This is a genomic window from Streptomyces sp. NBC_01288 (genome assembly GCF_035982055.1).
Taxonomy (GTDB): Bacteria; Actinomycetota; Actinomycetes; order Streptomycetales; family Streptomycetaceae; genus Streptomyces.
The window spans coordinates 900,536-918,671 of the sequence record NZ_CP108427.1 but is presented as its reverse complement, the minus strand read 5'-3'; the positions used below and the strand labels follow the sequence as shown (position 1 = coordinate 918,671).

Here is an 18,136-nt window from a genome sequence, read left to right as displayed (position 1 = left end):
GGTGGTGCGTCGGCGCGCAGCGACATGTCTAAGCGCTTGTTCACCTTTACTGTCACCCGGGAGCGGGTGCCTGCGCAAGCTCGTACACCGATCGGTTTCCTCTTGGCTCCCGGCGCGGTAACCTCGGTGTATGGCCACGACAGACAAGGCGTCACCCCGGGACCGACTGCTCGATGCGGCGGCCGAGCTCTTCTATCGCGACGGTGTCTCCATCGGCGTGGAGGCGCTGTGCAAGTCGGCCGGGGTCTCGAAGCGGTCGATGTACCAGCTCTTCGACAGCAAGGACGAGGTGCTCGCCGCGAGCCTGGAGCGGCGTGCGCCTGGGTATGCGGCGCAGCTCATGCCCGGTCCGGATGACGCGGGTACGCCGCGCGAGCGCGTCCTGTACGTGTTCGAGCAGGCGGAGAAGGCCTCGGGTGAACCCGGCTATCTGGGCTGTCCCTTCCTTGCCACGATGGTCGAGCTGAAGGATCCGGAGCATCCGGCGAGCAGAGTTGCCCGGGCGGCCAAGGAGAAGTTGCAGGACGCGTTCCGGGAGCAGGCCGAGTTGGGGGGCGCGCGTGATCCGGGGTTGTTGGCACGGCAGTTGATGCTGGTCTTTGACGGTGCCAGTGCTCGTGCCGGGGCGAAGCTGGAGTCGTTGGACGGGTTGACTGTCGAGACCGTGCGGACGTTGTTGGATACGGCCGGGGTCGCCTGAGCGTGGGAAGTGTTGTTGGTCGGCTGCGGGTCCGTTGTGGCTGGTCGCGCAGTTCCCCGCGCCCCTTAGGGGGGCCGGACCGTGAGTCGAGGGGCAGCCGGTGTAGCGGCTGCCCCTTTCCCGTTCGGCCGTGCTCACGCTGCCAACGCCACCGCCTCCACCGCCGGTGTGCGTAGCACGCGCCGGGCCGTCAGCATGCTCGTGCCCAGGGTCACCGTCGCCGCCACCGCGACGACCGTGAGCCAGATTCCCAGCCCCTGGTGCGGGAGAACCGAGTCCGTGCGGACCATGGTGAACGGGATGATGCCCGCCAGTGCTGCGGCCGTGCCGGAGAGGATCCCGGTGATCGTCAGGATCGCCGTCTCCGTGGCGACCGTGCGTAGTACCTGACCCGGAGTCGCACCCGCCAGGCGCTGTCCGCCGAACTCGCGGGCGCGGTAAGTCGTCGCCGCGTACAGGGAGTTGACCAGCATCACGCAGACGAAGACCACGATGATGCCGACGACCGTGAAGTTGAGGGTCTCCAGGTTCTTCGCGTCCACCGACTTCGTCAGGCCCGAGGCCTTGACCGCGTCGCTCTCCACCGCCTGCATGTACAGCGTCGCCGTGGACACCGCCGTGAAGAGGACCAGCGACATCAGGATCCCGGCGAGCTGGTCGGTCCGCTCGCGGAGATTGCGGATCGCCAACCAGCCGCTCGCGCCGGTCAGTTGGAGCCGGTCGAGCAGGCCCTTCAGTAGGCGGGGTACCAGCAGGGCGAGGCCGACCGAGAGCAGGATCGCCCCGTACGCCGGGGCCGCCATCAACGCCGCGTCCGTCGAGGAGAAGGCGAAGGTCGACGTCACCGCCACCACGCCCGCGACCAGCGAGCCGTAGGCAAGGAACGTCCGGGCTCGGCCCCGCTGCCGCTGCCTGCGCGTTGCCCGTCGTACGGCCAGGAAGGCGGCGCCCGCCGACGCCAACAGCGTGATGCCCAGGCCCGATTGGAGGGCGAAGGGGCCGAAGGAGTAGTCGACGGACCGGGCGACCTGACCGCTGTCCTTGAACGCTCCGAGCAGGGCCCGGCCGCCGAGCATCGCGGGACCGACGGCGAGGAGCGCGCCCAGCAGGGCCACGGCCACCGCCTCACCCACGACCATCCGCTTGAGCTGCGCCGGGGTCGCCCCCGAGCAGCGCAGGGTCTCCAACTCCCGTGAGCGTTGGCGGACGTTGACGGTCAGGGTCGACGCTACGGCGAAGAACACCAGCAGGGTGCCGTAGCCTCCCACGACACTCGCCGACGTGGACAGCGTGTCGGCGCTGACCGAGTCGATGCCCTGCCGACTCGCCGTGTCCTGAAGGGAGTTGAACGTCATGATGATCGCCGCGCCCAGGAACGCGGCCAGCAGGGTCGCCAGGAAGCGGCCCGGCCGTTGCCGGATCGAACGCATCGCCAGTACGAACATCGCTCACACCCCCGCCGTCATGTCGTCGCCCAGGTGTGCGAGCCGCTCGGCGACCGCGTCGACGGTCGGCGCGTGCATCCGACCGGCGAGTCGGCCGTCCGCCAGGAACACCACCGAGTCGGCGTACGAGGCGGCGACCGGGTCGTGCGTCACCATCACCACGGTCCGGCCGTGCACCCGCACCGCCTCCCGCAACAGCAGCAGCACATCCCGCGCGCTCCGCGTGTCCAGGGCGCCGGTCGGTTCGTCCGCGAAGATCACCCGGGGTTCGGTGACCAGCGCGCGGGCGATGGCGACCCGCTGCCGCTGACCGCCGGAGAGCTGGTCGGGACGGTGGCCGAGCCGGTCGTCGAGCCCGACCGCGGTCAGGACCTCCTCGGCCCGCCGCCGGTCGACGCGGCGGCCCGCCAGCTTCAGCGGCAGCACGGTGTTCTGCGCGACGGTGAGCGTGTCCAGGAGGTTGTACTGCTGGAACACGAACCCGATCCGACCGCGCCGGAACCGCGTCAGCTCCGCCTCGCTCCCGCCCGTCATCTCCGCGCCGTCGACCATCACGATCCCGCTGTCCGGCCGGTCCAGCCCCGCCGCGCACTGCAACAGCGTCGACTTCCCGGACCCCGAAGGCCCCATCACCGCCGTGAACGTGCCCCGCTCCAGGCTCAGCGTCACCCCGTCCAGGGCGGTCACGGCACTGTCGTCACGGCCGTAGGTCCTGCTCACCTTGACCAGCCGCAGCGCCTCGGCGGCGGGGCCCTTGTCGTGCGTGCGTCGTGCGCTGCGAAACATCGCCATCACCCTCCGTGCGGCACGCCTTGTGCCTCGTCAACGACGCTACGGAGAACGCCGGTTGCGCACATTGGGCGCAGAACCCGTATCCCGGGGTGTACTCAGCGACACCCCCGCGCTCGGGTCCGCCGGACATGCTGTGACAGGGCTGTGACCGGAGGTGTGGCTTCCGCCGCAGCGGTCCCGGCCCCGTCTTGATCGACTCTGCGGATGCCGAGAAGGATGCCGAGAAGCGTGTACGACACCGTGCTGGTCACGGTGGTGGGGCTCCTCGTCGGGGCCGTCATCTGGACGGTCGCGGACGTGGCGTACGACGATCCCGCCGCCGGTTGGTCGACGTCGGGCCCGATCTGCCCGGAGGAGGGCATCCGGGTCACCGCCGGACCGGTGAACCCCGCGCTGGGCCTGCACGCCATGGACCTCACCCTGGAGAACTGCGGCACCCGCGCCTACCGCGTCGAGGGCTACCCCGAGGTCCGACTGCTCGACCGCGACCAGCAGCACGTGACCGGTGTGTCGGTGATCCACGGCAGCGCCGGTATCGCCACAGTCACCGGCTTCGACGAGCCACCGAGCGCGGTGACGCTCGCACCCGGCGAGACCGCCTCCGCCGGCCTGCTGTGGCGCAACACCACCACCGGCTTCGGCGGCGCGGCCTACGTGCATTGTCTGACGGTCGCGGCACGGTCCGGTTCCCTGCCGCTCCTCCTGACACCGGACGGCGGCCTCGACCTCGGCACCACGGGCAGACTCGGCGTCGGACCGTGGCGCACCACCGGAGGCACCCGATGACGGACCAGGACACCCCCGCGGCCGGCTTCCCGCAGCGCGTTCTGCGCCGCTCACGCGCACACCGACGGGTCGACGGCGTCGCGCGCGGGGTGCTCGTCGGTCTGGACGTCCTCCTCGTCGCGGTGATCCTCCTGCTCGGCAGCGACGGCATCTTCACCGCGGACTGGATGGGCTACGCCGGGGTCATGAACTCCACGGCCGCCTCCTACCAGTACGACTGCGTCGTCTTTCTCTGCCGGGTCGAGGCCGTGACCGTCGCCCTGGCGATCGCCTGCCGCCTCTGGACCACGGCCGCCACCCAACTCGTGGTCCTCACGTCCTCCGCGGTCTTCATCGCCTCCCTCCCCACCTACTGGAACCCCTGACCGACCGCCCGTACGGGTCACCAGAACGCGCCACTCCCGGGCCCGCCCGATGCAATGGACCTGTGACCGCGCCCCCGGACGACTGCCTCGCCCGTAACGAGTGGATCTGCGGCGAGTACCTGAGCACCCGTCGGCACATCCTCGTCGACGCGGTCGTCCAGCACCTCCAGCTCACCTCGATCTCGGTGCTGATCGGCCTGGCGATCGCGCTGCCGCTCGCGGTGGTGGCGCGCCGCTGGGGCTGGGCCGCGGGACCGGTGCTCGGGGTGACGACGATCCTCTACACGATCCCGTCCCTCGCGATGTTCTCCCTGCTCCTGCCCGTCTACGGCCTCTCGGCCACCCTCGTCGTCGCCGGGCTCGTCCTCTACTCGCTCACCCTGCTCGTCCGCAACATCCTGGCCGGCCTGCGCGCCGTCCCCGAAGAGACCCGACAGGCCGCACGCGGCATGGGCTACGGCCCGATCCGCCTCCTTCTCACCGTGGAACTGCCCCTCGCGCTCCCCGCCGCGATGGCAGGCCTGCGCATCGCCACCGTCTCGGCGGTCTCGCTGGTCACGGTCGGGGCGATCGTCGGCTTCGGGGGACTCGGCAACCTCATCTACGCGGGCATGAACACCTACTTCAAGGCACAGGTGCTCACCGCGTCCGTGCTGTGCGTGGTGATCGCGATCGTCGCCGACCTGCTTCTCCTGCTCGTGCAACGGCTGATCACCCCCTGGACGAGGGCGGTGCGCGGATGAACACCCTGACCGACGCCTGGCACTGGCTCACCGACTCCGCCCACTGGAGCGGCGACGACGGCATCTGGCACCGGCTCGCGCAGCACCTCGTGCTGACGGTCGTCTGCCTGGTCATCAGCTGTTTGATCGCGCTGCCGATCGCGCTCGTCCTCGGGCACCTCGGCAAGGGCGGCGCGCTCGCCGTGAACATCTCCAACATCGGGCGCGCGGTGCCCACCTTCGCCGTCCTGGTGCTGCTGCTCCTCACCCCGATCGGCAAGTGGGGCGAGGGACCCACGGTCGTCGCCCTGGTCCTGTTCGCCGTACCGCCCCTGCTCACCAACGCCTACGTCGGCATGCGCGAGGTCGACCGCGACGTGGTGCGGGCCGCGCGCGGCATGGGGATGACAGGTCGTCAGATGCTGTTCCGTGTCGAACTGCCGCTCTCCCTGCCGCTGTTGATGAACGGCGTACGGATCGCGGCCGTCCAACTCGTCGCCACCGCCACGATCGCCGCACTCGCGGGCGGCGGCGGACTCGGCCGGATCATCACGGCCGGCTTCAACCTCGCCAACACCGCACAGGTGGTGGCCGGAGCCGTCCTCGTCGCCGTGTTCGCGCTGCTCGTCGAGGGTGTCTTCGAGGTCGCCGAACGGTTGGCGCCCCGGTGGGCGGGGAGGGCGCGATGATGCGACTGCGACTGCGACTGCGACTGCGACTGCGACGCACGGTCGTGGCCGGCCTCCTCCTGGTCACCGGCTGCTCTACCGGGCCGTCCCTGGAGAACCAGAGCGCCGTCACCGCGCCACCCGGCGACAGCCATCACCTGACCATCGGCTCGGCCGGTTTCACCGAGAGCGACCTGCTCGCCCAGATGTACTCGCTCCTGCTGAAGCAGGCCGGCTACAAGACGTCCCTGCTCACCGTCGCCAACCGCGAACTCTACGAACCCGCCCTGGAATCAGGGCAGATCGACGTCGTCCCCGAGTACGCGGCCACCTTCGCCGACTGGCTCAACGCCAAGACCAACGGCCCCGACGCACCGGCCGTCGGCTCACCCGACCTCGCCACCACGATGAAGGCGCTCCGCCGACTGGCCACACCCCGAGGCCTCACCGTCCTCGATCCCGGCAGGGCCGTCGACCAGAACGCCTTCGCCGTGGCCCGCTCGTACGCCAGGCAACACCACCTCAAGACCCTCAGCGACCTCGGTGCCTCGGGACTGAAGGTACGGCTCGCGGCGGGCGACGAGTGCGTCCAACGGCCGTACTGCGAACCGGGGTTGAAGAAGACCTACGGCATCGACATCACCGCCGTCGACCCGAAGGGCGTCGGCACGACACAGGCGAAGAGCGCGGTGCGGAACGGCCAGGACCAGATGGTGCTGACCACGACGACCGACGCCACCCTCGACCAGTTCGGCCTGGTCCTCCTCGCCGACGACAAGCACCTCCAGAACGCCGACTACGTCGTCCCGGTCGTCAACCGCTCACGGGCGGGGAGCGAGGGCGTGACCAAGGCGCTGGGGAAGCTCAATGACGTGCTCACTACGGCCGACCTGGCGTCCATGAACCAACAGGTCGACAGCTGGCGGCGGTTGGCGCAGGACGTCGCGCGGACGTACTTGAAGGACAAGGGCCTGCTGAAGTGAGGCGGAAGCGGAGCCAGGGGCATTGTCAGTGGCGGCTTGTACCTTTCGGGCATGGGTGTCTATCTGGTCGATGTCGGTGCGGGGGAGTGGCTGAGTGAGGACACGGGGGAAGGGGGCATGGGCGCGATCGCCAAGGGGCTCGACGCGGAGCTGGCCCGGCGCGGGCTGCCGCCGTACGCGTCCGTGCCGGAGCGGGACTTCGGGTCGGCGTTCGAGGAGAAGGTGAGCCCGTCCATGCAGGGGTTCGACGCGCTGTGCCGTGCCCGACTGACGCCTGCCGAGCGGGAATTGATCGGCGATTGGTCGGTGCTGGTGCCGGTCTCACTCGACGAGGAGATACGGCTGCCGATCGGCTCCGCGTACACGGACGAGACGGTGATCGCGGGCGCACCCCAGGTGCTGGCCCTGGCCGAGCGGCTGGCCGCAGCACTTGAACTGCCCGTCGGGATACCGGAGGTGACGGGAAACCTGGCCCTCACCTTCTGGTTCCTGGAGGGAGAGGCAGAGGAGTTGGCCGCCGTCCGTCCCGGGCCCTGGAGCGAGGACCTGGACACGGCCTTCTATGTGGCCCTGTATCTGCGCGCGGCCCAGCACGCGCTCCGACAGGGCTGCCCCCTCACCTACTCCTGAGCCGCCTAGCGATCCTCACGCGTCCGCCACCGAGTCGAAGTCCACCTGTCCCCGGGGCACCCCGAGCGCGTCCGCGTCCACGGACCGCCGTAGCGCCTCGTGCAGTTTCGCCGGGGTCAGCACGCCGAGGAAGCGTGCCCCGTCCAGCACGGCGACCCATCCGGCGTCGTGCTGGAGCATCACGCCGAACGCCTGCTTCAAGGGGGCGCCCACCGGCACCCACGCGTTCATGCGGTGGGCGAGTTCGCCGACCGTGCCGCCCGCGGAGAGTTCGTCGGCCTTGACCCAGCCCTGCAACTCACCCTGTTCGTCGAGGACCACCGCCCACCGCGCGCCCTCCACCCGCAGCCGGTCGGCGGCCCGCTGTGCCTGCTCGTCCGCACGGGCGACCGGCGGCTGTTCCAGGTCGTCGGGCTCGATCTCCGTCACCGACAGCCGTTTCAGACCCCGGTCCGCGCCCACGAACTCGGCGACATACGGCGTCGCCGGCTTACCGAGCACCGCGCCGGGGGTGTCGTACTGCTCGATCCGGCCCTGCCCGTACACGGCGATACGGTCGCCGAGCCGTACCGCCTCCTCGATGTCGTGCGTGACCAGCAGCACCGTCTTGCGCACGGCGGCCTGCATCCGCAGGAACTCGTCCTGCAACTGCTCCCGCACCACCGGGTCGACCGCGCCGAACGGTTCGTCCATCAGCAGCACCGGCGGATCGGCGGCCAGCGCCCGAGCGACGCCGACGCGCTGGCGCTGCCCGCCCGAGAGCTGCTCCGGGTAGCGCGGGCCGTACGTCTTCGGGTCCAGGCCCACCAGATCGAGCAGCTCGGCGGCCCGGGCCCGCGCCTTCGTCCGCTTCCAGCCGACCAGGGACGGCACGGTCGCCGTGTTGTCGAGGACCGTGCGGTGCGGGAAGAGGCCCACCTGCTGGATGACGTATCCGATACGGCGGCGCAGTCGCACCGGGTCGACGGTGGCGATGTCCTCGCCGTTCACGAAGATCCGGCCGGAGGTGGGTTCGATGAGCCGGTTGACCATCATCATGGTCGTCGTCTTGCCACAGCCGGACGGGCCCACCAGCGTGACGAGTTCGCCCTCGTTCACCTCGAAGGACAGCCCGTCCACGGCCGTCGTACCGTCCGGGTACCGCTTGCTGACCTGCTCGAACCGGATCATGCCTTCACGCTAACGGCGCCGGTCCGCCGCCGCCCTTCAACAGCGTCCCACCGGCTGGTGACGCGGACACGCGGACCCTGGAATGATCCGAAGTACCTGCATCTTCCGGCGGGCCGAAGGGACAGCGGCATGAACGACGGAGTCGACGGAGTCCACGGAGCCGACGCGAGGGCCCGCACCGGAAGGCTGCGCCGCCGCACCTTGCTCACCACGGCGGCCCTGAGCGTCGTCCCCGCGGCGATGGCAGGAGGCAACGGCGCCGGAGGGACTACCGCGGCCGGCACCACGGTGTCGGGCCTGACCGTGGAGCACCGCACCGACCCGCTCGGCATCGACGCGGCACACCCGAGATTCGGCTGGCGCATGGCGTCCGCCGCGCGGGGCCGGCACCAGACGGCGTACCGGATCAAGGTCGCCACCTCGCCCCGCCACCTGAACCACGGCAGCGCCGACGTCTGGGACAGCGGCCGCGTCGACGCGGCGGACTCGGTCGCCGTCCGCTACTCCGGCCCCGAACTGCGCGCCTCGACCCGCTACCACTGGACGGTGACGGTGTGGGACGAGCACGGCCGCGCGGTCACCGCCGCACCCACCGCCCACTTCGAGACCGGCCTGCTCAGCACCGACGGCGTCACCGGCTGGGACGGCGCCCAGTGGATCGGCATGGCCGGCAAGCGCCCGAACACCGCCGGCGCACCCCTCCTGCGCAGCCAGACGGCGCTGACGGGCGGGCAGGTGACCGAGGCCCGGCTGTACGTCTCCGCGCTCGGCGTGTACGACGCCTACGTCAACGGCCGCCGTGTCTCCGTGCCCCAGGGCGACGGCACCACGTACGAGTTCATGCCCCCGGGCTGGACCAACTACGACACCACCGTCACCTACTTCACCTACGACGTCACGGACCTGCTCGCGGACCCGGCCCAGGTCACCCTCGCCGCCGTGCTAGGCAACGGCTGGTACAACGGCCGCATCGCCGAGAACAGCACCCACTACTCGGCCGACGGCAACCCCCTGGCCCTCAAGGCGAAACTCCTCGTCCGGTACGCCGACGGCTCCACCCGGACGATCGTCACCGCCCCCGACTCCGACTGGCGGGCCACCGACACCGGCCCCTACCGCGCCGACGACATCTACGACGGCCAGCTCTACGACGCCCGCAAGGAACTCCCCGGCTGGACGGCGAACGGCTTCGACACCTCGGCCTGGTCGCCCGTCGAGGCACAAGACCCCTTCCCCGACGCCCAGTTGGTCGCCTATCCCGGCGAGAGCGCCCGCCTGATGCCCGAGTGGGACCGCAAGCCGCACTCCGTCACCGTCTACACGGGAGTCACCGAGGCCGCGGAAGTCGCGGGAATCGCGGGCGTCTTGGGCCAGGACGGCAGCCTGAACGGCAAGGGCCGTATCGTCGTCGACCCCGCCCGCACGGTCACCGACCCCGTGCGGGCGTCCACCGTCTCCGTCACCCTGCACCCCGGCGACACCGCCGTCATCGACCTCGGCCAGAACCTGGTCGGTGTGCCCCGCTACACCCTGCGCGGCCCGGCGGGCGCCCAAGTCGCCTTCAAACCGGGGGAGATGCTCAACGACGACAGCGTGGGCGCCGACGGCCCCGCGGGCTCGGTCTACCGCGCGAACCTCCGCACCGCCGAGGCCACCAGCACCTACATCCTCAAGGGCGACCCGGCAGGCGAGACCCACCAGGACTCGCTGACCTTCTACGGCTTCCGGTACATAGCCGTCACCACGACCGAGACCGTGACTCTCGTCGAACTCACCGGCAAGGTCGCCACCTCCGCCGTCCACGACCTCGGCACCATCACCACCGACGACACCCACGTCAACCAGCTGATCGGCAACGTCCGTTGGGGCCAGCGCGGCAACTACCTCTGGATCCCCACCGACTGCCCGCAACGCGACGAACGCCTCGGCTGGACCGGCGACACCCAGCTCTTCTCCAGCACCGGCCTGTACAACACCGACGCCGTCTCCTTCCTCAGCCACTTCCAGGACACCCTGATCGACTCGCAGCACAACTACGGTGCGGGGAAAGCCCAGTTCCCCTGGGTCGCCCCCGGCCACCGCTTCAGCCAGCCGCTCCCGGCCAGCGGCTGGTCGGACTGCGGGGTGGTCGTGCCGTGGACCGTGTGGCAGATGTCCGGCGACACCACGATCGTCGACCGCAGTTGGGCGTCGATGACCAAGTACCTGGACTGGATCCGGAGCCGCACCGGCGACACCTACGCCGGCCAGGGCGCGATCTTCGGCGACTGGCTCGCCTTCCAGATCACCAGCACCCAGCTCATCAGCGACGTCTACTACGGCTACAGCGCCCGCCTCATGGCCGACATGGCCCGCGCCACCGGCCGCACCGCCGAAGCGGCCACCTACGAGCGGCTGTTCACCCACATCAAACGGGCCTTCATCACCAAGTACTTCGTCACCGACGCCCTCACCGGACAGCTGACCGTCCGGTCGAGCCTCGGCGACCCACCGCCCCACACCCCCGGCAACAGCGCCGGAAAGACCGAGGACGACACCCAGACCGCCCTGCTCTGGATCCTCAAACTCGGCTTCTACGACACCGAGTCGCAACACCGCCAACTGGTCACCCTGCTCACCGACAACATCGGCAACAGCCCGGCCTACAAGGCGGCCCACCCCGACAGCACCCGCGTGGAGTACCCGGAGAACACCCTCGCCGTGGGCTTCCTCGGCGTGAACGTCATCGCCCCGGTCCTCACCGACGAGGGCCGCGCCGACCTCGCGTACAGCCTCCTCCACCAGAACGCGATGCCGTCCTGGCTGTACTCGGTGGCCAACGGCGCCACCACGGTCTGGGAGCGCTGGAACTCGTACTCGAAGCAGGACGGCTTCGGTCCGGTCGACATGAACTCCTTCAACCACTACGCCTACGGCGCGATCATGGAGTGGATGTACGAGAGCATGGCCGGCATCGCCAAGGACCCCGAACACCCGGGCTTCCAGCACTTCTTCCTCCGGCCCCACATCGACCCGACCGGCAGGATCACGAAGGTCCGCGGCTCACACGTCTCTCCCTACGGCGAGATCGTCAGCGAATGGACCGCGCGGGACGGGAAGTTGACGTACCGGGCGGTCGTCCCCGCCAACAGCACGGCGACCCTGCACATCCCCACCACCGACCCGTCGACCGTCCACGAGGACAAGCGGCTCCTGGCCGAGGCGCTGGGCGTCGAGTTCCTCGGCTTCGCGGACGGCACGGCCTCCTACCAACTGCCGTCCGGAACCTACGAGTTGACCTCCACGCTCGCCTGATCGCTCACCAGCACCACCTCCAGGGTGCGCGGACCGTGCACCCCCTCGACCCGGTCCAGCTCGATGTCACTGGTCGCCGACGGGCCGGAGATCCAGGTCAACGGGCGTGTGGGATCGAGGAGTTGGAGCGCCTGGGGAACCGAGGACACCACCTGGTCCGGCACCCGTACGACACAGATGTGATGGTCGGGGACGAGCGTGATCCGGCGCCGGCCCTGGTCCGGGCCGCCGTCCAGGACGATGGTGCCGGTCTCGGCGATGGCGATCGCGCAGCCCGTGACCACGCTCTCGACCTTGTCGAGTTCGTGCGGCGTGCTCACGGCGCGGTCGTGGACGCGGGTGGGATCGGCGGCCGACATCCACTCCGGCGGCAGCCCCGGGGGCACCAGGACATACTGAGGTCCCCGTTGGGCGAGCAGCCGCATGATCAGGTACGGCAGTTCCTCCGGGTCGGTACGGTGCACGATTGCCCGGTAGTCGGCCAGGTTCTCGGCAAGCAGATCGACCGTCTGCTCGACACTCCGCTCCCCGTGCTCGCGCAGATAACCGCGCTCGAAGGCCTGCTCGTAGGGCGTGTCGTCCCGCGGCACGTCCGCGAGCGCGCGCTCCACGCGGCCCAAGATCCGTTCCCTGCTGCTCACTTGGCCGCCCCCTTGTCGCTGTTCCCGCCGTGCGTGCGCTGCCACCAGTCGCGGAACGGTTCCGCGGGCACGGCGGGCAGCTCCCGGGTGCCGGTCCACGCCTTGCCGGGGCCGGGCAGGGTCCGTGGGTGGAAGCGGCGGGTGCGGGACGCGAGCCGCTGGCCGGTGCGCAGGGCTCCCGGGTGGGAGAACGTCCAGCGGGCCGCCCGCATGGCCGCGCGCTCGGCGGCATGTCCCTTGGCGGGTTGCAGGACGACCTTGTTGCCCTCGCGGGTCACCGGCCCGCCCTCCACGATCCGCTCCCGCAGATGCACCAGCACCTCGGGGATGTCGATGGCGACCGGGCACACCTCGTAGCAGGCACCGCACAGCGACGAGGCGTACGGCAGCGAGGCGTCGATCTCGCTTGCCGTGCCCCGGAGTTGGGGGCTGAGGATCGCGCCGATCGGGCCCGGGTAGACCGAGCCGTAGGCGTGCCCGCCGGCCCGCTCGTACACCGGGCAGACGTTCAGACAGGCCGAGCAGCGGATGCAGCGCAGGGCCTGGCGGCCGACCTCGTCGGCGAGGGTGTCGGTGCGGCCGTTGTCGAGCAGCACCAGGTGGAAGGTGCGCGGGCCGTCACCGTCGGTCGTGCCCGTCCACGTGCTGGTGTACGGGTTCATGCGCTCGGCGGTCGAGGAGCGGGGGAGGGTCTGGAGGAACACCTCCAGGTCCTGCCAGGTGGGCACGATCTTCTCGATGCCGACGACCGAGATCAGCGTCTCGGGGAGGGTGAGGCACATCCGGCCGTTGCCCTCGGACTCGACGACGACGAGTGTGCCGGTGTCCGCGACCATGAAGTTGGCGCCGGATACGCCGACTTTGGCCCGCAGGAACTTCTCCCTCAGATGCAGGCGGGCGGCCTCGGCGAGTTCGGCGGGCGTGTCGGTCAGCCCGTCCGGGGCCGGGCGGCCCCACTCGCTCATCTCGCGGGCGAAGATCTCCCGGATCTCACCGCGGTTGCGGTGGATCGCGGGGACCAGGATGTGGGAGGGGCGGTCCTTGCCCAACTGGACGATCAGCTCGGCGAGATCGGTCTCGTAGGCGCGGATGCCCGCGGCCTCCAGGGCCTCGTTGAGCCCGATCTCCTGCGTGGCCATCGACTTGACCTTGACGACCTCCGACTCGCCCGTCTCCTTGACGAGTCGGGTCACGATCCGGTTGGCCTCGTCCGCGTCGGCGGCCCAGTGCACGATGCCGCCGGCCGCCGTCACCGACTCCTCCAACTGGACCAGATACCGGTCGAGATGGCGGAGGGTGTGGTCCTTGATCTGCTTGCCGGCCTCGCGCAGCGCATCCCAATCGGACAGCTCCGCCACGGCCTTGGCCCGTTTGGCGCGGATCGTGTGGGTGGCGTGGCGCAGATTCCCGCGCAGGGTCTGGTTGTTGACGGCCTCGTGCGCGGCCACGGGGAAGGCCGGATAGACGGGCGGGGGAAACGCGGGCATCCCGACGAACGTCTCGCTCATGCGCCCGCCTCCTCTTCCGTCTCCGTCGCGGCCAGAATCTCGGCGATGTGCACCGGCCGCATGTCCGTGTGAAGCCGGGCCATCGTGCCCCCGATGTGCATGAGACAGGAGTTGTCCGCCGCGCACAGCACCTCGGCACCCGTCGACTCGGCGCTGCGCACCTTGTCGGCACCCATCGCCGCCGAGACATCGGCGTTCTTCACGGCGAACGTCCCGCCGAACCCGCAGCACTCGTCCGCACCGGGCAGCTCGACCAACTCCAGCCCCTTGACGGCCTGGAGCAGCTTGAGCGGCCGGTCGCCGAGCCCGAGGCTGCGCAGCCCGTGGCAGGTGGGGTGGTAGGTCACCTTGTGCGGGTAGTAGGCCCCGACGTCCGTCACCCCGAGCACGTCCACGAGGAACTCGGTCAGTTCGTACGTCTTCGGCACCACCGGCGCCAAGGTGGCCGCCAGGGTGTCCCCGCGCCCTTCGGCCCGGGCCCGCTCGCCCATGCGCGGATACAGCTCCCGCACCATCGCCCCGCACGACCCGGACGGCGTGACGATCGCCTCGTACTCCCCGAAGACATCGGAGAAATGCCGGGCGAGCGGCTCGGCCTCATGGCGGTAACCGGTGTTGTAGTGCGCCTGCCCGCAGCACGTCTGGGCCATCGGGAAGTCGACCTCGACGCCCAGCCTGGTCAGCAGTTTCACCACGGCGCGCCCGGTGTCCGGATAGAGCGTGTCGTTGACGCAAGTCAGGAACAGGGCGACACGCATCGCGGCTCCTTAGTGGTCGATCATCGGATGGATGCAGCGTAGTCGGAGGTCACCGTCAGGGGGAGTCCCCGGTTGACCGCGTGCCGAGCCGGGCCGCCGAGCGGAGGGCACCCTCTCGGCGAGCCTCGGTTCACCGCCCGGCGAGCCGGGCCTCCGCCGCCCGCCACCGGGCGGTGTCGCCCTGAGGCTCGTAACGGGTCGACGGCTGCGTACGGGCGAGCAGCCCCCGCATCCCGGCCAGGTCACCCACGAGCCCATGGGCCCGCGCCTGGACGAGGACGTTGCCGAGGGCCGCAGCCTCCGTGGGACCGGCAATCACCGGCAACCCACAGGCATCGGCGGTCAGTTGGCACAACAGGGCGTTACGGGTACCACCCCCGACGATGTGCACGACGTCCACCGGATGCCCGGCGAGTTCCTGGGCATCGGTGACCGCCCGCCGATGGGCGAGCGCGAGGGAGTCGAGGATGCAGCGCGTGATCTCGGCCCGGGACTCCGGCACAGGCTGCCCAGAACCGCGACAGGCATCGGAGATCCGCTCGGGCATCCGCCCCGGCGCCAGAAACGCCGCGTCCCCCGCGTCGACGACCGACCGCAGCGCCGGCACCCGGGCCGCCCCGCGCAGCAACTCGCCCAACTCCGGCTCGCCCCAGGCCCGTACACACTCCTGGAGCAGCCACAGCCCCATGATGTTGCGCAGATAGCGGACCGTACCGTCGAGCCCCAACTCATTGGTGAAGTTGGCGGCACGGCTGGCCTCGCCGAGCACGGGCGCGTCCAGCTCCAGCCCGGCCAGCGACCAGGTACCGGTGCAGATATAGGCGAACCGCTCCTCAACCGCCGGAACAGCGGCAACAGCTGACGCAGTGTCATGCGACCCCACCGCCGTCACCGGCACAGGCCCCCGAAGCCCCGTCTCCTCCACCACCTCATCCCGCAACACCCCCGCGGGATCGCCCGGTTGCCGCAAGGGCGCGAACAGTCCGAGGTCGATACCGAGGCGCGAGGCGATGTCGTACGCCCAGTCGCGCGTCCGGGGATCGATGAGTTGGGTGGTGGAGGCGTTGGTCAGCTCGGTGCCCTGCTCGCCGGTGAGCCAGTACGACAGGAGATCGGGGACGAGCAACAACCGTTCGGCGTGCGCGAGTTGGGCCGAGTCGCGAGCGGCGGTCAGCTGATACAGCGTGTTGAACGGCGCGTACTGCAACCCGGTCGACGCGTACAACTCACTCGCGGGCACGGTGGCCCACACCTTCTCGGCGACCCCCTCCGTGCGGGCGTCCCGATAGTGCACGGGATTGCCCAGCAAGGCCCCGTCCGCGTCCAACAGCCCGTAGTCCACGGCCCAACTGTCGATACCGACCGAGTCGAGCCGCCCACCGGTGACCGCACCCGCTGCCCGGAGCCCGTCCAGGACACCGGCGTACAGCGAGAGGATGTCCCAGCGCAGCCCCTCAGGAGTCCGAACGGGCCGGTTCGGGAAACGATGGGCCTCCGCCAACTCCAGGGAGTCGGGCCCGACACGGCCGACCATGACCCGCCCACTGGACGCGCCGAGGTCGACCGCGGCGTACACGTTCACGTCAGCGCTCACCGAAGGAAGGCGGCCGCAACGCCGGCGTCGACCGGGATGTGCAGCCCGGTGGTGTGCGTCAGGTCCCCACCGGTGAGGGCGAAGACGGCGTTGGCGACATGCTCCGGCAACACCTCACGCTTGAGGATGGTCCGCTGGGCGTAGAACTCACCGAGCTTCTCCTCCTCGATCCCATAGGTCGCCGCCCGCTGCGCACCCCAACCTCCCGCGAAGATGCCCGACCCGCGCACGACACCGTCCGGGTTGATCCCGTTGACCCGGATACCGTGCTCGCCCAACTCGGCGGCGAGCAGCCGTACTTGATGGGCTTGGTCGGCCTTGGTCGCGGAGTACGCGATGTTGTTGGGCCCGGCGAACACGGCGTTCTTGGAAGCGATGTACAGGATGTCGCCCCCGAGCCCCTGCGCGATCATCGCCCGAGCGGCCTCACGAGAGACGAGGAAGGAACCACGGGCCATGATGTCGTGCTGTAGATCCCAGTCCCGGGCCGAAGTCTCCAGCAGGGGCTTGGAGATGGAGATCCCCGCGTTGTTGACGACAAGATCGACCCCGCCGAAGGCGAGCAGCGCAGCCTTGAAGGCATCGGCGATCTGCCCCTCGTCCGTCACATCAACGGTGACGGCAACGGCCTTGTCGGGCCCACCGAGCTCCTCCGAAACGGCCTGCGCACTATCGGAGTTGAGATCCGCGACAACAACACAAGCCCCTTCATCGACCAACCGCCGGGCAATGGCCTTCCCGATCCCACTCCCCGCACCGGTGACGAGCGCGACCCGAGTGGCAAGCGGCTTGGGCTTCGGCATCCGCTGAAGCTTGGCCTCCTCCAACGCCCAGTACTCGATCCGGAACTTCTCCGACTCCTCGATCGGCGCGTACGTAGAAGCGGCCTCGGCCCCACGCATCACGTTGATGGCGTTGACGTAGAACTCGCCGGCCACCCGCGCCGTCTGCTTGTCCTTGCCGAAGGAGAACATCCCGACACCCGGGATCAACACGATCGCCGGATCGGCACCACGCATCGCGGGGGAGTCGGGCAGAGCGTGCCGCTGGTAATAGGCGGCGTACTCCTCCCGGTAGACGGCATGCAGCTCCTTCAGCCGAGCGATCGCCTCGTCCAGCGGAGCGGTAGGCGGCAGATCGAGAACGAGCGGCCTGACCTTGGTCCGCAGAAAGTGGTCGGGACACGAGGTCCCGAGCGCGGCAAGCCGGGGATGCTCGGCCCGAGCGAGAAAATCAAGCACGACATCGGAATCGGTGAAGTGCCCGACCTGCGGCCGGTCTTGAGAGGCGACAGCACGAACGTACGGCGCAAGCGCGGCCCCCCGCTCCCGCCGCTCACCCTCGGCCAACGCCCCGTACCCCTCGACGACGGGCCCGAAGGGCTCAGCCTTCCCCCGCTCGACGAGAAACGCCTCGGCGGTACGGATGATGTGCAGAGAGTTCCGCTCACACTCTTCAGAGGTGTCACCCCAAGCGGTGATCCCATGCCCCCCGAGCACACACCCAACGGCCTGCGGATTGGCGGCCTTGACGGCGGCGATGTCCAGCCCCAACTGAAACCCGGGCCGTCGCCAGGGCACCCACACCACGCTGTCCCCGAAACACTCGGCGGTCAGCTTCTCCCCATCGGCGGCACAAGCGAGCGCGATCCCCGAGTCGGGATGCAGATGATCGACATGAGCGGCATCCACGAGCCCGTGCATAGCGGTGTCGATCGAGGGCGCCGCACCCCCCTTCCCATGCAGGCAGTAGTCGAACGCGGCGACCATCTCGTCCTCGCGCTCCACCCCCGGATACACGTCGACCAACGCCCGCATCCGATCCAGCCGCAACACGGCCAGCCCACCCTCGGTGAGCGTCCCGAGATCCCCTCCGGACCCCTTGACCCACATCAACTCGACATCACCCCCGGTAACGGGATCAGTGTCGGTGCCCTTCGCGGACGTATTCCCGCCGGCGTAGTTGGTATTACGAGGATCGGAGCCAAGCCGATTGGAACGAGAGAGGAGAGCATCAGCTTCGGGGTGCGGTCCCATGAACTTCCAGTCCTTTTCGAGAGAGGGCGAGCGCATTACCTTCA

16 protein-coding genes are annotated in these 18,136 nt (G+C 69.7%); 8 read left to right on the top strand and 8 right to left on the bottom strand.

The features are described from left to right. The first annotated feature begins 130 nt into the window (after window positions 1-130). Window positions 131-700, top strand: a complete 570-nt coding sequence (locus OG194_RS04195; RefSeq protein WP_327399459.1) for a TetR/AcrR family transcriptional regulator — start codon at window positions 131-133, stop codon at window positions 698-700. Between the two features lie 134 nt (window positions 701-834). On the opposite strand, the gene OG194_RS04190 is transcribed toward OG194_RS04195, so the two are convergent. Continuing rightward, window positions 835-2,145 carry an FtsX-like permease family protein gene (locus tag OG194_RS04190; RefSeq protein ID WP_327399458.1) on the bottom strand — a complete coding sequence of 437 codons (1,311 nt, stop codon included), beginning with the start codon at window positions 2,143-2,145 and terminating at the stop codon, window positions 835-837. Between the two features lie 3 nt (window positions 2,146-2,148). After that, window positions 2,149-2,931 carry an ABC transporter ATP-binding protein gene (locus OG194_RS04185; RefSeq protein WP_327399457.1) on the bottom strand — a complete coding sequence of 261 codons (783 nt, stop codon included), beginning with the start codon at window positions 2,929-2,931 and terminating at the stop codon, window positions 2,149-2,151. Between the two features lie 234 nt (window positions 2,932-3,165). Here OG194_RS04185 and OG194_RS04180 point away from each other — a divergent pair, with 234 nt between their 5' ends. The 6 genes from OG194_RS04180 to OG194_RS04155 all read left to right on the top strand — a co-directional run bounded on the left by OG194_RS04180 (window position 3,166) and on the right by OG194_RS04155 (window position 7,091). Beyond that, a complete protein-coding gene (locus OG194_RS04180) occupies window positions 3,166-3,723 on the top strand; it encodes a DUF4232 domain-containing protein (RefSeq protein WP_327399456.1) in 558 nt (185 codons plus the stop codon). Continuing rightward, window positions 3,720-4,088, top strand: a complete 369-nt coding sequence (locus OG194_RS04175) for a hypothetical protein (protein ID WP_327399455.1) — start codon at window positions 3,720-3,722, stop codon at window positions 4,086-4,088. The genes OG194_RS04180 and OG194_RS04175 overlap by 4 nt, the downstream gene beginning before the upstream one ends. A gap of 62 nt (window positions 4,089-4,150) precedes the next feature. Next, a complete protein-coding gene (locus OG194_RS04170; protein WP_327399454.1) occupies window positions 4,151-4,831 on the top strand; it encodes an ABC transporter permease in 681 nt (226 codons plus the stop codon). Then, complete coding sequence (locus OG194_RS04165; RefSeq protein WP_019057688.1) at window positions 4,828-5,499, top strand: ABC transporter permease; 672 nt, start codon at window positions 4,828-4,830, stop codon at window positions 5,497-5,499. The genes OG194_RS04170 and OG194_RS04165 overlap by 4 nt, the downstream gene beginning before the upstream one ends. Beyond that, the gene (locus OG194_RS04160; RefSeq protein WP_442811487.1) at window positions 5,496-6,461 is read left to right on the top strand and encodes an ABC transporter substrate-binding protein; all 966 of its coding nucleotides are present in this window, start codon (window positions 5,496-5,498) and stop codon (window positions 6,459-6,461) included. The genes OG194_RS04165 and OG194_RS04160 overlap by 4 nt, the downstream gene beginning before the upstream one ends. Before the next feature lie 51 nt (window positions 6,462-6,512). Continuing rightward, window positions 6,513-7,091 carry a hypothetical protein gene (locus tag OG194_RS04155; RefSeq protein WP_327399453.1) on the top strand — a complete coding sequence of 193 codons (579 nt, stop codon included), beginning with the start codon at window positions 6,513-6,515 and terminating at the stop codon, window positions 7,089-7,091. Window positions 7,092-7,106: 15 nt separating this feature from the next. On the opposite strand, the gene OG194_RS04150 is transcribed toward OG194_RS04155, so the two are convergent. Next, entirely contained in the window at window positions 7,107-8,261 is a 1,155-nt protein-coding gene (locus OG194_RS04150; protein WP_327399452.1) for a betaine/proline/choline family ABC transporter ATP-binding protein, read from the bottom strand. A gap of 129 nt (window positions 8,262-8,390) precedes the next feature. Here OG194_RS04150 and OG194_RS04145 point away from each other — a divergent pair, with 129 nt between their 5' ends. Further along, window positions 8,391-11,555 (top strand): family 78 glycoside hydrolase catalytic domain, encoded by a 3,165-nt coding sequence (locus tag OG194_RS04145; protein WP_327399451.1) that lies wholly within the window; start codon window positions 8,391-8,393, stop codon window positions 11,553-11,555. Here OG194_RS04145 and OG194_RS04140 read toward each other — a convergent pair. The 5 genes from OG194_RS04140 to OG194_RS04120 all read right to left on the bottom strand — a co-directional run bounded on the left by OG194_RS04140 (window position 11,528) and on the right by OG194_RS04120 (window position 18,092). Then, window positions 11,528-12,196, bottom strand: coding sequence for a LutC/YkgG family protein (locus OG194_RS04140; protein WP_327399450.1), 669 nt, complete (start codon window positions 12,194-12,196; stop codon window positions 11,528-11,530). The genes OG194_RS04145 and OG194_RS04140 overlap by 28 nt on opposite strands. Then, on the bottom strand, window positions 12,193-13,704 hold the full coding sequence (locus OG194_RS04135; RefSeq protein ID WP_327399449.1) for a LutB/LldF family L-lactate oxidation iron-sulfur protein: 1,512 nt from the start codon (window positions 13,702-13,704) through the stop codon (window positions 12,193-12,195). The genes OG194_RS04140 and OG194_RS04135 overlap by 4 nt, the downstream gene beginning before the upstream one ends. Beyond that, on the bottom strand, window positions 13,701-14,462 hold the full coding sequence (locus OG194_RS04130; RefSeq protein ID WP_327399447.1) for a (Fe-S)-binding protein: 762 nt from the start codon (window positions 14,460-14,462) through the stop codon (window positions 13,701-13,703). Before OG194_RS04130 ends, OG194_RS04135 begins: the two co-directional genes overlap by 4 nt. A gap of 130 nt (window positions 14,463-14,592) precedes the next feature. Further along, window positions 14,593-16,044: a rhamnulokinase gene (locus OG194_RS04125; RefSeq protein WP_327406971.1), complete on the bottom strand. Its 1,452-nt coding sequence runs from the start codon at window positions 16,042-16,044 to the stop codon at window positions 14,593-14,595. 8 nt (window positions 16,045-16,052) lie between these two features. Continuing rightward, entirely contained in the window at window positions 16,053-18,092 is a 2,040-nt protein-coding gene (locus tag OG194_RS04120) for a bifunctional aldolase/short-chain dehydrogenase (RefSeq protein WP_327399446.1), read from the bottom strand. Window positions 18,093-18,136: the final 44 nt, after the last annotated feature.

What these genes read in the sequence shown, in the direction of transcription:
- OG194_RS04145 (WP_327399451.1), top strand. Translation starts at nt 8,391, where the DNA reads ATGAACGACGGAGTCGACGGAGTCCACGGAGCCGACGCGAGGGCCCGC.
- OG194_RS04120 (WP_327399446.1), bottom strand. Translation starts at nt 18,092, where the DNA reads ATGGGACCGCACCCCGAAGCTGATGCTCTCCTCTCTCGTTCCAATCGG.
- OG194_RS04150 (WP_327399452.1), bottom strand. Translation starts at nt 8,261, where the DNA reads ATGATCCGGTTCGAGCAGGTCAGCAAGCGGTACCCGGACGGTACGACG.
- OG194_RS04130 (WP_327399447.1), bottom strand. Translation starts at nt 14,462, where the DNA reads ATGCGTGTCGCCCTGTTCCTGACTTGCGTCAACGACACGCTCTATCCG.
- OG194_RS04160 (WP_442811487.1), top strand. Translation starts at nt 5,496, where the DNA reads ATGATGCGACTGCGACTGCGACTGCGACTGCGACTGCGACGCACGGTC.
- OG194_RS04175 (WP_327399455.1), top strand. Translation starts at nt 3,720, where the DNA reads ATGACGGACCAGGACACCCCCGCGGCCGGCTTCCCGCAGCGCGTTCTG.
- OG194_RS04165 (WP_019057688.1), top strand. Translation starts at nt 4,828, where the DNA reads ATGAACACCCTGACCGACGCCTGGCACTGGCTCACCGACTCCGCCCAC.
- OG194_RS04155 (WP_327399453.1), top strand. Translation starts at nt 6,513, where the DNA reads ATGGGTGTCTATCTGGTCGATGTCGGTGCGGGGGAGTGGCTGAGTGAG.
- OG194_RS04190 (WP_327399458.1), bottom strand. Translation starts at nt 2,145, where the DNA reads ATGTTCGTACTGGCGATGCGTTCGATCCGGCAACGGCCGGGCCGCTTC.
- OG194_RS04195 (WP_327399459.1), top strand. Translation starts at nt 131, where the DNA reads ATGGCCACGACAGACAAGGCGTCACCCCGGGACCGACTGCTCGATGCG.
- OG194_RS04185 (WP_327399457.1), bottom strand. Translation starts at nt 2,931, where the DNA reads ATGTTTCGCAGCGCACGACGCACGCACGACAAGGGCCCCGCCGCCGAG.
- OG194_RS04135 (WP_327399449.1), bottom strand. Translation starts at nt 13,704, where the DNA reads ATGAGCGAGACGTTCGTCGGGATGCCCGCGTTTCCCCCGCCCGTCTAT.